Annotated in this window: 14 protein-coding genes and 1 pseudogene; 6 read left to right on the plus strand and 9 right to left on the minus strand. The window is 59.8% G+C overall.

What is annotated here, in order from left to right:
- Nucleotides 1-56: 56 nt before the first annotated feature.
- Entirely contained in the window at nucleotides 57-1,433 is a 1,377-nt protein-coding gene (gene purB / locus ACYVI2_RS10760) for an adenylosuccinate lyase (protein ID WP_415820000.1), read from the plus strand.
- Between the two features lie 53 nt (nucleotides 1,434-1,486).
- Nucleotides 1,487-1,945: a c-type cytochrome gene (locus ACYVI2_RS10765; protein WP_415819999.1), complete on the plus strand. Its 459-nt coding sequence runs from the start codon at nucleotides 1,487-1,489 to the stop codon at nucleotides 1,943-1,945.
- Between the two features lie 63 nt (nucleotides 1,946-2,008).
- On the opposite strand, the gene ACYVI2_RS10770 is transcribed toward ACYVI2_RS10765, so the two are convergent.
- Together ACYVI2_RS10770 and ACYVI2_RS10775 are read right to left on the minus strand one after the other, a co-directional pair.
- Entirely contained in the window at nucleotides 2,009-2,968 is a 960-nt protein-coding gene (locus ACYVI2_RS10770) for an LLM class oxidoreductase (protein WP_415820024.1), read from the minus strand.
- Between the two features lie 95 nt (nucleotides 2,969-3,063).
- Nucleotides 3,064-3,687: a glutathione S-transferase family protein gene (locus ACYVI2_RS10775; RefSeq protein ID WP_415819998.1), complete on the minus strand. Its 624-nt coding sequence runs from the start codon at nucleotides 3,685-3,687 to the stop codon at nucleotides 3,064-3,066.
- A 126-nt stretch (nucleotides 3,688-3,813) separates the two neighbouring features.
- Between ACYVI2_RS10775 and gcvA the strand changes: the two genes are divergently transcribed.
- Nucleotides 3,814-4,713 carry a transcriptional regulator GcvA gene (gene gcvA / locus ACYVI2_RS10780; RefSeq protein WP_415819997.1) on the plus strand — a complete coding sequence of 300 codons (900 nt, stop codon included), beginning with the start codon at nucleotides 3,814-3,816 and terminating at the stop codon, nucleotides 4,711-4,713.
- Nucleotides 4,714-4,788: 75 nt separating this feature from the next.
- Here gcvA and ACYVI2_RS10785 read toward each other — a convergent pair whose 3' ends face one another.
- The 3 genes from ACYVI2_RS10785 to ACYVI2_RS10795 form a co-directional block, all read right to left on the minus strand.
- Nucleotides 4,789-5,481, minus strand: a complete 693-nt coding sequence (locus ACYVI2_RS10785) for a cytochrome b/b6 domain-containing protein (RefSeq protein WP_415819996.1) — start codon at nucleotides 5,479-5,481, stop codon at nucleotides 4,789-4,791.
- Nucleotides 5,482-5,552: 71 nt separating this feature from the next.
- Nucleotides 5,553-5,840, minus strand: a complete 288-nt coding sequence (locus ACYVI2_RS10790; RefSeq protein WP_415819995.1) for a hypothetical protein — start codon at nucleotides 5,838-5,840, stop codon at nucleotides 5,553-5,555.
- A gap of 413 nt (nucleotides 5,841-6,253) precedes the next feature.
- Nucleotides 6,254-6,640 (minus strand): hypothetical protein, encoded by a 387-nt coding sequence (locus tag ACYVI2_RS10795; protein WP_415819994.1) that lies wholly within the window; start codon nucleotides 6,638-6,640, stop codon nucleotides 6,254-6,256.
- Nucleotides 6,641-6,732: 92 nt separating this feature from the next.
- Here ACYVI2_RS10795 and ACYVI2_RS10800 point away from each other — a divergent pair, with 92 nt between their 5' ends.
- The 3 genes and pseudogenes from ACYVI2_RS10800 (at nucleotide 6,733) to ACYVI2_RS10810 (ending at nucleotide 9,286) form a co-directional block, all read left to right on the plus strand.
- Nucleotides 6,733-7,425: a DUF3053 family protein gene (locus ACYVI2_RS10800; protein ID WP_415819993.1), complete on the plus strand. Its 693-nt coding sequence runs from the start codon at nucleotides 6,733-6,735 to the stop codon at nucleotides 7,423-7,425.
- Between the two features lie 58 nt (nucleotides 7,426-7,483).
- A pseudogene (locus tag ACYVI2_RS10805) lies at nucleotides 7,484-8,515 on the plus strand (AI-2E family transporter); the annotation flags it as partial.
- A gap of 399 nt (nucleotides 8,516-8,914) precedes the next feature.
- Complete coding sequence (locus ACYVI2_RS10810) at nucleotides 8,915-9,286, plus strand: hypothetical protein (RefSeq protein ID WP_415819992.1); 372 nt, start codon at nucleotides 8,915-8,917, stop codon at nucleotides 9,284-9,286.
- Nucleotides 9,287-9,303: 17 nt separating this feature from the next.
- On the opposite strand, the gene ACYVI2_RS10815 is transcribed toward ACYVI2_RS10810, so the two are convergent.
- The 4 genes from ACYVI2_RS10815 to ACYVI2_RS10830 all read right to left on the minus strand — a co-directional run bounded on the left by ACYVI2_RS10815 (nucleotide 9,304) and on the right by ACYVI2_RS10830 (nucleotide 13,456).
- Nucleotides 9,304-10,269 carry a Bug family tripartite tricarboxylate transporter substrate binding protein gene (locus tag ACYVI2_RS10815; RefSeq protein WP_415819991.1) on the minus strand — a complete coding sequence of 322 codons (966 nt, stop codon included), beginning with the start codon at nucleotides 10,267-10,269 and terminating at the stop codon, nucleotides 9,304-9,306.
- 98 nt (nucleotides 10,270-10,367) lie between these two features.
- Nucleotides 10,368-11,573 carry a CaiB/BaiF CoA transferase family protein gene (locus ACYVI2_RS10820; protein WP_415819990.1) on the minus strand — a complete coding sequence of 402 codons (1,206 nt, stop codon included), beginning with the start codon at nucleotides 11,571-11,573 and terminating at the stop codon, nucleotides 10,368-10,370.
- Nucleotides 11,574-11,576: 3 nt separating this feature from the next.
- Nucleotides 11,577-12,857, minus strand: coding sequence for a TRAP transporter large permease (locus ACYVI2_RS10825; RefSeq protein ID WP_415819989.1), 1,281 nt, complete (start codon nucleotides 12,855-12,857; stop codon nucleotides 11,577-11,579).
- Nucleotides 12,854-13,456, minus strand: coding sequence for a TRAP transporter small permease (locus ACYVI2_RS10830; RefSeq protein WP_415819988.1), 603 nt, complete (start codon nucleotides 13,454-13,456; stop codon nucleotides 12,854-12,856). The genes ACYVI2_RS10825 and ACYVI2_RS10830 overlap by 4 nt, the downstream gene beginning before the upstream one ends.

Consider the following 13,456-nt stretch of genomic DNA (forward strand, 5'->3'; position numbering starts at 1 on the left):
CTGCCCTGGGTGATAAAATTACAGGTTGCCTATCTCTTTTTTTATCCGTTCACGCCATGCAGATCGCCGACCAAATCAGTCACCTCAATGCTCTTTCGCCGCTAGATGGCCGCTATGCCTCACGCGGGGATGCGCTGCGGGGCTTGTTGTCCGAAGCCGGCTTCATGGCGCATCGCGTCGAGGTCGAGGTTGCCTGGCTGGTGGCGTTGTCGGATGCCGGTCTGCCCGAGCTGCCGAGCTTTTCGCAGGGCGCACGGACGCGCCTGGCCCAGTTGGTCAGCGATTTTTCCGAGGCCGACGCCGCTCGCATCAAGGACATCGAGCGCACCACGAACCATGACGTAAAAGCGGTCGAGTATTGGCTGAAAGAAAAGGTCGCAGGCGATGAGGAGCTGGCGCGCGCGGCCGAGTTCATCCACTTTGCCTGCACGTCCGAGGACATCAACAACACCTCGCACGCCCTGATGTTGACGCGCGCTCGCGCTGAGGTCGTAGTGCCGCGTTTGCGCCAGATCGCGGACACGCTGGGCGGCATGGCTCGCCAGTATGCCGACCAGCCCCTGCTGTCGCGTACTCATGGCCAGCCCGCCAGCCCCACCACGCTGGGCAAGGAATTCGCCAACGTCGCTGCGCGCTTGCAACGCGCGATCGCCGCTATCGAGGCGGTCGAACCGCTGGCCAAGCTCAACGGCGCTACGGGCAACTACAACGCGCATCTGTCGGCCTATCCCGAAATCGACTGGCCCGCTTTCAGCGCGCGTGTGCTCGGCGGGCTGGGTTTGACACAAAACCGTCACACTATTCAGATCGAACCGCATGACTGGATGGCCGCGTTGTTCGACGCCGTGGCCCGTGCCAACGTCATCGTGCTCGATCTGGACCGCGATATCTGGGGCTATGTGGCGCTGGGCTATTTCAAGCAGCGCCTCAAGGAAGGCGAGGTCGGCTCGTCCACCATGCCGCACAAGGTCAACCCCATCGATTTCGAGAATTCCGAGGGCAACCTTGGCCTGGCCAACGCCGTGCTGCGTCATCTATCGGAAAAACTGCCCGTGTCGCGCTGGCAGCGTGACCTGACCGACTCGACCGTGCTGCGCAACCTCGGTGTAGGCTTGGGTTACTGCCTGGTGGCGTGGGATTCCTGCCTGCGTGGCCTGGGCAAGCTCGAGGTCAACACGGCCGCCATCGACGCCGACATCGACGCCTGCTGGGAGGTCCTGGCCGAGCCCGTGCAGACCGTCATGCGCCGTTATGGCCTGCCGCAGCCGTACGAACAACTCAAGGCCCTGACCCGCGGTAAAGGCATTACCGAATCCGCCTTGCGCGAATTCGTCAGCGGTCTGGCCTTGCCGGACGAGGCCAAGGCGCGTTTGTTGGCCATGACGCCGCGTTCCTATATTGGGCTGGCCGCTGGTCTCGCACGAGAGGTATAGTCGTGTGTGCCGGCTGGTCCGGCACCTCGTCGCACCTATCGGGAGATCCCCCTATGAAGCAATTCCCCTTGCTGGCCGCTGCGGCCTGTACGATCGCTGTGTCTCTGTGGTCCGCTCCGGCGCAGGCACAGTTTGCCAAGCCGGCTGACGCTATCAAATACCGCCAGGCCGCTTTGACGCTGATGGCCTCACATTTCGGCCGCATGCAGCCAGTGATCAAGGGGCAGGCCCCCTACGATGCCGAGCAAATCAAAGCCAATGTGAAATTGCTCAACACCCTGGCCGAATTGCCCTGGGCGGGCTTTGGGCCGGGTACCGAGGGTGGCGAGGCGCGCCCAGAGGTCTGGAGTGACGCCGCGGGCTTTCAGCAAAAGCGCGATGCACTGAAAGACAATCTGGCCAAGCTGCAGGTGGCTGCCGACTCCGGTGACCTGGACAAGGTTCGCGCGGCGTTTGGCGGCGTAGGCTCCAGTTGTAAATCCTGCCACGATAGCTATCGCGAAAAGAAATAAGCGCGAAGCAATCCGCCGGCAAACCCACCCGAGGCATTAGGCCGGGGTGGGTTTTTTTTACCATCACCAGGGGGCCGTGATAGTCGGCGGCCCTGGATGTGTGGGGAAATGCGGCAACACGTCCTCGGCCAGTTCCTGAATCACCTCGGCCGCTGGTCGCCGCGCGAACTGTATCCCCAGCGCAGCATGATTGACACCTGCCGCCTGCCATTCCTCCAGCAAGGCGATGAGGCCATGGCGTCCGGTGCGCAGAACGTAGCCGCCTTGCAGCGGCGTGCGCGGATGGTGGGGGTCGTCCACCAAATCCAGCCACTCATTTGTCATGTGCGGACGAAAGCCGCCATCGGGAATGAGGTCGCGCCAGGCACGGATTTTTTGGGCGAGGCGCTGAGGCCCTTTGGGCGTGTTCGTGGCATCGGGATAGGTCAGCCAGCCATCGGCGTGCTCGGCGATCCAGGCCAGTGATTGGCCTGATGAGCCGGTCACGATCAGCGGAATCGAACCCGTAGCGGGCTGCGGCAGGAATTCCGCATTCTCAAAACGCCCCAAGGGCAAATCTATTGTCAGCCGGCCGGCCTGCATGAGTCGGCGGAAGTAGGCGACAGCCTGCACAAACCGCTCGCCGCGCTCCCCGTGTTCCAGTCCATAGGCAGGGAACTCGATGGGCCGGTCGCCTGAGGCGATGCCCAGCACCAGGCGGCCGCCCGACAATATGTCGATGGTTGCCGATGCCTTGGCCAGGTCAATCGGATGGCGCAGCGAAAAAATGGCGCTGCCCGTTGCCAGTGCCACGTTCTTCGTTCGTGCGGCGAGAAATGTCAGATAGCTGAAGGGATCGAAAACCTGCCCGGCATCGCCAAACCGGGGGTCGAACAAGGGCACGTCACGCACCCACACGGCGGCGAAGCCGTGGCGGTCGATGATTTCCACCAGTTCCGCCTGTCCGCTCAGGACGCGCATATCGCCCTCGTAAAAGCGCAGCGGCAGAAAGATGCCAATGGTCAGACGGTCGGGCGCGAACATGCGCCTGTAGCCGGGATGGGAGTGAAACGCGGTAGACGGCGCACCTTTGATGAGGGGCGTAATCGTGCTTGTAGTGTCCATCGTGTCGGCCTCCCTCATGCGCCCGTTGCCGGTTCGGGCAGTGTGATGCCCTTGCGCACGGCAGGCCGCTGCGCTACCCGTTCATGCCAGGCGCTCATGTGCTTGTGCTGGCTGAAATCGAAGTCGACGATGCGCGCGATGTGCGTCCAGCCAAAGTGCGCAATGTCGGCGATCGAGTAATCATCACCGGCCAGGTAAGATTGCCGGGCCAGGCGGCTATCTACGACGGCGAACACACTTTCTGTCAGCTGGCGGAAACGCTCGATGGCGGCCGGTATCTTGTCCTCGGCGAACAGCTCGAAATGCACACGCTGCCCGATGATGGGGCCGACGCTGGATGAGTGGAACTGCAGCCACTTGATCGCCTCCCAGCGCTGCGCGGGACCATGCGGCAGCAGCCGGCCGGTCTTCTCGGCCAGATAGAGCAGGATGGCGGCCGACTCGAACAGCGTGATGCCGGTTTCATCGTCGGTGATGACCGGGATGCGGCCATGCGGGTTCAGCGCCAGGAATGCTGGCTGCCGGTGTTCACCCGCATTGAGGCGGACATGGTGCAGACGGTAGGGCAAGGCCAGTTCTTCCAGAGCAATCGTCGCTTTGAAGCCGTTGGGCGAACTGTCGGTGTAAAGATCGATCATTACAGCATCCAGGGTTAAGGTTTGCTAAAGGCAACTCATCACACTAAACTTCCTGGATCATCGCTGCATTAGTAAACAATCGGAAGCGATCATTTCTCGCTTAAGTCTTTAGAAAAACTAAATCGAATGGCTACCTCACTCCCTTTGCCGGCGCTACGCACCTTTGTCGAAGTTGGCCAGCGCGGCAGCATCAAGGCCGCCGCCGAAGCCCTGCATGTCACCTCCGGCGCAGTCAGTCAGCAGATTCGATTGCTGGAAGACCGGCTTGGGATAACGCTGTTCACGCGGGAACGGCAGGGCTTGCGCCTGACCGAAGCTGGCGCCGGTGTGCATCCTTCGCTGCTCGAAGCGTTCGCGCAGATCGACAAAGCCGTAAACACGCTGGAAGCATTCAAGGGCCGCCAAACGCTGACGGTCAGTACCGTCGCCACCTTCGCCGCGTCCTGGCTGGTGCCGCGATTGGGTCGCTTTAACCAGCGGCATCCGCAGATCGAGGTGCGCGTCGAGGCGACTTCCGCCTTGATGGACATGCGACGCGACGGTGTGGACGTGGCGTTGCGGCATGGGCTGGGCAATTACCCCGGCCTGGAAGTCACTCGCCTGATGGCTCCCGTGTTGGTCCCGGTGGCCTGCCCGGATCTAGTGGCGAATAGCCATGCCATCCGAGAGCCGGAAGACTGCCTGAACTACCCGCTCCTGCACGATTCCGACCGGGTGGACTGGCAGCTTTGGTTCGCCGCGCACGGTGCGGCCAAGGATCCTCGCGCGGAGCGCGGCACGGCGTTCGAGGACGACTATCTGCTGATCCGGGCTGCTGCGGCGTGTCAAGGGTTGGCCCTGGTACCGCAAGAATATGCGCGCGAGGAAATCGCCGCAGGCCGCCTCGTGCAAGTGTTGGACAAGCCCTGGCCGGCGCGCTTTGCCTATTACCTCGTCACGCTGCCGGGTGCCATGCAGCGCCCGGAAGTCCGGGCGTTCGCGGAGTGGATCAAAGAAGAAGCGCAGGATGCCAAAGCCGGCCAATAGAGACGCCGCGCCTGCGCTTAGCGTTCCATCACGCGCCACCATTGCTGGGTAGTGCTTGTCACAGCGCGCGCGTGACTACGAAAACGAAAAATCCGCCACCAGCTCCAGCGAGCGGATCCACAATACCAGGGCGGTCACCGCGGCCGCGATGATCGCGGCGCGCAGCCAGATCATGGGACCGTCTTCGGTCGGCGGTGTGCCAGCCGGCAGGTCCTGGGGCCGGGCGTTGCCGGTAATCATCGGACCTACGATACGCCGTCGGCGCACCGCAACGTACCAGATGATGGCGACAAAATGCAGAACGACCAGCCCGATGATGATCCATTCATTGCGCTCATGCCATGAGGCGAGCCAGGACGAGACGCTCTCGTCGATCCGGCCATATAACGGACCCTGCGTCATGATGTCGTCGCTGATGAACAGGCCGCTGATTGTCTGAAAACCGAGTACCGCCAGCATGGCGATGACGGACAAAGCGCCCAGGGGGTTATGGCCGGCAGAGGTCGCTGCGCCCTGTATATAGCGTTTGATAGCACCGGGGCCGCGGACAAAGGTGGAAAAACGCGCATAGCGTGGACCGACCAGCCCCCAGAGCACGCGAAACACGATCAGGCCTAGCGTGGCCAGCCCGAAGCGGACATGCCAGTCCATGTACAGGCCGCCCAGCTTGACGCTGACGTAGGCGCCGATGACACAGATGGCCAAGGCCCAGTGGAATAGACGAGTGGGAAAGTCCCAGATGCGAATACAGGAACGCGTGTGCAGCATGGGCGGAGCCGGCTCGGAAAAGGGAAAACCACTTTATCACGGGCCTGCTGCATTCTGCGTTTTGATAGGGATCAAGCCGCCTGTTTGCGGACAGGCTCGATCCGATGCACGTGTTCGTGACGGAATCGAATACGCATGCCGGGCTGGTCTGCGCAGCCACGGGGGCGTACGACCTCGGTCGTGTACGTGACCGTGCCGTTGATCGGCGCGTTGTAAATCACCGTGGCGCGAATTGCTGGGCCATGAGCCGGCCGCAGGTGCACGATATCGCCGACGTGGATCGGCATCTGGTCGAGCTTGGTATGTCCGCGGCGAGGCAGCAATTCAGACGGCGTAATAGGGTGAATGGAGTGGTTCATTTTGAGTTCTCGTTATGGTTATGGAAATGCAATGACAAGCCTTGAGCAAGCTGCCTGAACGCAGGGTTGACCAAAGGGGAGTCAATCTTTAGTCGCAAATGCTGCACGGACGTTGGCCGTATGCGCAATGCGGCGAGTGCCTCGGTTGGGGCGGGGCAATTTAAAAAATGGCCAACGGCCATGGAGTCAAGGCAGGATGGCGGATTGATGTTGGGTATATTTCGCCAAGACTGCCGCCGGGGATGGATTATGGATTTAAATAATGTGCCAAGCGTTTTGCCGAGCAAATCCCTAGAGGCGTTTACTGCCAAGCTTTCTACTATAAAGCTAAATTATTGTTTTGGCAAGACTTTTCTTAGCAGTGGCTGCCATGGGCTTGCTGGACCAAGCCCACGGCAGTAAATGACAAAATATTACTGGCGCATCGAGGCCTGCTGGTGTGCCAGGCGTTGGGCTTCGATGATCTGGTCTTCGAGTTCCGGTGACATTTCCAGCGCGACTTGTGGCGTACCACCCGAAGCCGCGGTATCCAGCTTCAGAAGGATGCGCTGGCCATTGAACGCCGCGGGTGCTGCCTGGATGTCTATATACCGTTGAACCAAGGCGTCGACCGCTTGTTGTGCGCGGGCCATGGCGGTGTCATCCAGCGACTGGCCGGCTAATTCCTGGTTCACCACACGTGCGAGATCCGATGTGAAAAACAGGAATGCCGATGAGCCCCGGCAGTCAGGATGGGTGTAACCCCAGGGTTGCGATTCGCTGGAGCCGGTAACAGAAGGCGAAGAGTTGGATGCGTTCATGTCGTCATTGTAGGGTAGTCTATGCGGCGTAAGCGATACGGCTGCGGTGTGAGCGAGAGGCCACAGCCGTATCGGCGTATTTCAGGAGAATCATGCGCATCGCCTTTCAGTTCATCAGCATCGTCTTGCTGAGTATGGCCATTGCCGGCTGCGTCAATAAGGAGCCGGAGCAGCGTGCCGCGTTTATTGCATGGCTGCAGACACAGGTGATTGATACTGCCGATCACCGCGTTCCCGCGCTGGACGAGACACAGCGCGATGCGTTGGGCGATTATGCCGACCAATATGCTGTGCTGAGTGCCGTGGATAATGTCGTGCAGCAACAGGTGCAGAATCTGGCGAACGCCTTTGAGCACGAGGGGCTGACATCGTTGGCGCAGCTGCAGGCTCGCCACGAGACCCTGCGGGCGGACCGTCAAGCCGTGGCTGCCGGACAAGAGGCATTGCACCAGGCGCAGGCTCACGCACAGTCCGAGCGTGCCGAGTGGGAGCAGCCTGCGGACCTGCAGCCTGTGTATACCGAGGCCTACGACAAGATCGTGACCCAGTCTGCCGGCGTTCTGGACGAGCTGACTGATACAGCGCTGGCGTCGTTGGACGATGCCCTGCGTGCCGCGGATTTTATCGCCAAGCACGCGGATCAGATCACGATCGAGGCCGACTCGGCCGCGGCGCGCGATCCCTCTGTGCAACGCGAACTCAACCAACTGCTCGATACGTTGAATAGTCACGCTGCCGCCGTCGAGCAGGCGCAAGCTCGTCTGCAAACTTTGCAGCCCCTATGATCCGACCATTTGTACAATCGCAGCACTCGCGGCCAACGCCGCGCATGGAATTCACGCTATGAATGGCTCCAACCTGCATTACCGCTTTTTCTTGTTGCTCTTGGTGGGCGTGTCGATCGCCTTTGTCTGGCTATTGTGGCCACTGTATGGCGCGGTTTTCTGGGGCGCGATTCTGGCCATTATTTTTGCGCCGATTCATCGGCGTATCGCCGCCAAGCTGGGCGGGCGGCGCAATCTCGCGGCACTGATCTCGTTGATGCTGGTGTTAGTCGTGGTGATCGTGCCGGTAACGTTCATTGCCGGCTCGCTGGTACAGGAGGGCACCAGTCTGTACCAACGCGTCAAGTCGGGGAATTTGAACTTCGGTTCTTATGTACAGCAGATCCTGGATGCGTTGCCTGCCAGCGTGCAAAACATGATGGATCGTTTCGGGATAGGAGATCTGTCCAGCATGCAGGAAAAGCTGACCGCGGGCGCCATGCAAGGCAGTCAGTACATCGCCACGCAGGCATTCAATATCGGCCAGAACACCTTTGAGTTTCTGATCAGCTTTGGCGTGATGCTGTATCTGTTGTTCTTCTTGTTGCGTGATGGCTCGATTGTGTCGGCGCGGTTACGCGAGGCAATCCCTTTGAGCGATACACACAAACTGCACTTGCTGCGCAAATTCACCACCGTGATCCGGGCAACCGTCAAAGGCAATATCGCTGTTGCCGCTGCGCAGGGCGCACTGGGTGGGGTGATCTTTTATATCCTCGGCATCCAGGGGCCCGTGTTATGGGGCGTAGTGATGGCATTTCTGTCGCTGCTGCCGGCCATCGGTGCGGGTTTGGTCTGGGGGCCGGTTGCCGTCTATTTCCTGGTCTCGGGCGAACTTTGGCAAGGTGTGGCGCTGGCCTTGTACGGTGTGCTGGTGATCGGCATGGTCGATAACGTATTGCGTCCTTTGCTGGTCGGTAAAGACACCAAGCTTCCCGATTATGTGGTGCTGATTTCCACGCTGGGCGGGATGGGGTTATTCGGATTGAATGGGTTTGTGATCGGGCCGCTGATTGCCGCGTTGTTCATTGCGTCATGGGATTTGTTTTCGTCCGATTTCGCGGCTTTGGCGAATCCAGGAAAGCCGGGTCAGCGTTCTCAGCGGCGTGACGGTCATGAACGGCGTACGCCCCATGACGGTTCAGCCAGTCAGATGCGCTCATCCCAGGCGCCCCGTGTCGCACATGCGCAACGTTCCACAGATACAAAATCCGCGGATTCCTCGGGCGGCTCGCAACATTCCGACCAAAATAAACAACCCCGCCAAAGCACTCACTCACGGGGAAGACGGCGATCTGACAAGATCTGAGCCCAAAAATAGGGCACGAATGTACTGAATTATGGCTTATGTAACCTTTTCGTAATGGTTTTCAAAGATTGCAAATAGCCATAGTTTGATCATGTTATTGATCTACTCTGAATGGGCAGGACATCATCAGGGAGATCCGCTATGGACACTTATGCTGGGTTCGCTTCCAAGGTGAGCTATACCATCCGTCCTCGTGTGCACGAGGCCGACCTGGGCGAATATCGGGGGTGTGTCGAGGTCATTGGCCGTGAGTCCGACTGGACGTTCAGCTTTACGCGTTTTTGCGAGGTTGCCCGTCCCAGCCGCGAGCGTGCCGAACACGACGCCATGCGTCTGGCACAACATCTGCGGGATACCGAGTGCGGCGATGGCAAGAGTTGGATCTTGCCCGGGCAGATCAGTCAGTCCGGTGAGCAAGCACTGCTCGTCGATATCCCGAGCAGCTTGCTCAACCCCGCTCCCAGCCCCGCGACGGGCCGCCGTGGCAAGCGTCATCTGCGTGTGGCGGCGTAGTCGCTGCAATCAGGCCGCTAGTCCAGCTTGAGATTGGCGGCCTTGATGACCGGTTTCCATTTATGGAGATCATGCTCGATCGTTTGCGCAAATTGATCGGGCGTTGTGGGCATCGCCGTTGCGCCTTGAGCTGACAGCGCGTCTTTAATGTCCTGGAGCGCGAGGATTTTGTTCAGCTCGGTATTCAAGGTCTGCACAATCTGCTTGTCTGTCTGGGCCGGCGCCAGCAAACCGTACCAGACGCGCACGTCGAAATCGGGATAACCCAGCTCGGCGACGGTCGGTACGTCCGGCATGGCGGGGCTGCGCTTGGGCGAGGTGACCGCCAACGGAATCACGGTGCCGGCTTTGATCTGTGGTGCCGATGAGGGGATCGACGTAAAGATGATGGGGATCTGTCCACCCAACAGATCGGCCATCGCCGGACCAGAGCCCTTGTAGGGCACGTGCACCAGTTTGATATTGGCCTTTTGCTGCAGCAGCTCTGCAGCCAGATGGGTAATGGTGCCTGCGCCCGGCGAGCCATAGTTGATGGTGCCTGGGGCTTTCTTGGCGGCTTTGATCAAATCATCCAGCGATTTGTAGGGACTGTTCTTGCCCGCTACGACGATGAGCGGGGCTTCACCTACGATGCCGATGGGGGCAAAGTCCTTGATCGGGTCGTAGGTGAGTTTGCTATAGAGCGAGGGGGCGACGGCCAGATTATCGGTCTGGCCCATGACGATTTCGTAGCCATTGGGTTGTGCCCGTGCTGCAGCCGAGATACCTACCGTGCCACCCGCGCCTGCGCGATTCTCTGCGACGACGTTCCATTTGGTGGTCTCGGCCAATTTGGCTGCAACGGTGCGAGAAAGAAAATCGGTACCTCCGCCGGGCGTGAACGGTACGATGATGCGAATCGGTTGGTCGGGATAATTTTTTTGCGCGACGGCGGGCATTGCCAGGGCCATAAAGCAGCCTGCGAGTAGGGTTGCACGTAGCATGATGTCTGTCTCCTTTGGGGGTTCGCGCTGGTCATGACGCCAGCGTTGCGTACTGCTCGATATAAACAAGACCTGATGGCAGGCCTGGTGTGGGTATGTCAGACTTTGCCAGCCTGGCGTAATTGTTCAATATACTCGCGAGACAGTCCCAGCCCGGTGAGTACGTCGTCGGTATCGCCGCCCAGTTCAGGAGACGCACGGTACGCTCGGCAAGGGGCTTCGGCGAACTTCACGGGAAAGCCCAGCATGCGCACCTGTTGGCCATCAGGATGCGGGACGTCAATCGCCATTTCTTGATCCGCGACTTGAGGATCGGCAAAGACTTCTTGCAGGTTCATCACCTGTCCGCACGGGACGCCATAGCGATTCAAGCGTTCGATCCAGTAGTGTGTGGCTTGCTGTCGAGTGCGCGCCTCGATGATGGCTTTGATCGAGGTCCGGTTCAACATGCGATCGGCGTTCGCCTGAAAGTCTGGATGGGTGCGCAACTCCTGTAATTCCAGCGCATCCAGGAATTTTTCATACATGGCGTCGTTCGACGGCGCAATCGCCACCTGACCGTCTGCCGTTTCGAACAGACCGTATGGCGCGACGATACCGTGATCGTTGCCCGTGCGGGCAGGCAATTGTCCGTTGGCGAAATAGTTCGCCGCGTGAAAACTCAGCAGGCCTATCATGCTGCTCAACAGGCTGACGCTGATCGTATCGCCGCGGCCCGTGCGCTCGCGCCGAAGCAATGCAGCCATGACGCCCAACGCGCCGTTCATCCCTGCAATCAAATCACTGATAGGCGGTGCGGCGCGCATGGGGGGATCGCTTTCCGCGCCATTCAGGCTCATGAAGCCGCTCATGGCCTGAGCGATGAAATCGAACGAAGGCCGGTCACGATAGGGACCCGATGTGCCGAATCCGTTGATACTGCAGTGAATGATATCAGGCCGCAGGGCCTTTAGCGCGTCGCTGCCCAGTCCCATTCTTTCCATGATGCCGGGGCGATAGTTCTCGATGATGACATCGCAGCGCGGGATCAGGCTGCGCAGGATGTCTTTGCCTTCCTGGCTGTACAGGTCCAGGGTCACGGATTTTTTGTTGCGGTTGTAGTTCGCGAAATACCAGCTCAGGCCGTCGCGGATGACCCCCTGGCGGCGCACGGGATCGCCTTCGCCCGGTGTTTCGATCTTGATTACCTCGGCGCCCATATCGGCCAGAATCGACGTGCAATAGGGGCCCGAAATAATTCGGGTCAGGTCGAGAACGCGAATTCCCGATAGTGGCATGTTCGTGTCTTGTTCAGATGGATGCATGTGTCAGCCGCCCAGGCTGGGTAGCCATAAAGTCAGTGGAGGAAAGGCGCAGATCAACGCGAGTACGATCAGCGACCAGATAAAGAAGGGAATGACCTCGCGTACGATGGGGCCGATAGGCGTGCGGCCCACCGCAGACGTCACAAAGAGCAGAATGCCGACGGGCGGAGTCAGCATGCCGGTCATGAGATTCAGGATCAAAATCATCGCGTACTGGATCGGGTCCATGCCCAGTTGCGCGCCGATCGGCAATAGCGCGGGCAACGTGATGATCATGGCGGGCAGGGGTTCCAGGATTTTTCCCACCAGGATGAGAAACACATTCACCGTCAACAGGATTACCCAGGGTTGATCTGATATCCCGAGGATGGCATTGGCAATCGTGGCCGCGACACGAGATTCGCTGATCAGCCAGCTGAAAGGGCCTGCCGCCGCCAGCAGAAACAACACCACTGCCATGGTGCGCCCGGCCGAGTAAAACACTTCGCTCAAATTTCCCGGCTTCAGTTCGCGGTAGACCATCAGGCCTACCAACAGGGCATAGACTGCGACAAAGGCGGCTGCCTCGGTGTCCGTCAACAGGCCGAAACGAATCCCCACAATGATCAATATGGGCATCATCAGCGCCCAGATCGACGCGCGCGTCACGCGAGCGCGCTCAGGCCAGCTGGCGCTAGGCCGCGAACGATAGTGATGACGGCGCGCCTGCCATGCGCATATCGCCATATAGCCGGCCAGCAGCATGAACCCTGGAATGATGCCTGCGAGGAACAGGCGGATGATCGACAAATTGGCCAGCACCGCATACACAATCATCGGGATGGAAGGCGGCAGGATGGGGCCCAACATGGCGCCACAGGCGATGACCGCTTCGGGATAGCCGCGCCGATAGCCCTCCTGTTTCATGGAGGGAATCATCGCTGTGCCAATGGCGCTGGCGTCGGCAACGGCCGAGCCGCTGATGCCGGCCATGACCAGATTAGTGGTCAACGAGACTTGCGACAGACTGCCACGCAGATGGCCCACCATTGCCATGGACCAGTTGATCAAACGCAGGGTGACGCCGCCGCGGTTCATCAGCTCGCCTGCCAGAATAAAGAGGGGAATGGCCACCAAGGCAGTTTCGTCGATGCCACCGAGCATCGTCAGCGGCGCCTGCACGATGTCGACGCCGCCGCCCGATTTGAACAGCATCCCTACCATCGCTGCCGTGATCATCGAAAAGCCAATGTCCAGGCCCATCAATATCAGCACGATGAACAGAATGACCGAGCCGATGATCATGATGGGTCTCCCGGCGACACTGTCGTGTTGCCCATAGCCGGCTCGGTGTGAAAGATATCTTCTGGAGGAGGCGCCTGGGGAATGATCAGGCGCAGTACCAAGAACAAGATGAAAAACACCATGCCCGTTGTCAGCGAGGCATAGCTCACGGCATAGGTAAACGGCGTACCGACGATGTCTTGAAACTGGCCGACGGCGACGACATCCAGTCCTTTGACGAACAGCGTGATGGCCAGTACGAGCAACAGCGCGTCAAAAAGTTTGTCCCGGACTTTACGCACGCGCTCGGAAAGGTGACGGTCGATGATATCGATGACCACGTTGCGGCGTTCCCTCAACGCCATCGCCGCGCCTAAAAAGGCGGACCACAGCATGCCGATACGGGCAATCTGGTCCCATGCATCGAACTGAGTCTTCAACGCGTAGCGGTCCAGCACCTGGCAAAAACACGAAATCAGCACCACGGCCAGCGTCAGGACGACGCTCAATCTGCCGATCCAGCAAATCACGCGGTCCGCGCGCAGTACCCACGAGCGCCAGCCGGCGGGGGGGCGCGGGACGGCTGAGGACGGTACAGCGGCGCGTATCGGCACGCTCAT

It is taken from the genome of Bordetella tumbae (assembly GCF_054780995.1).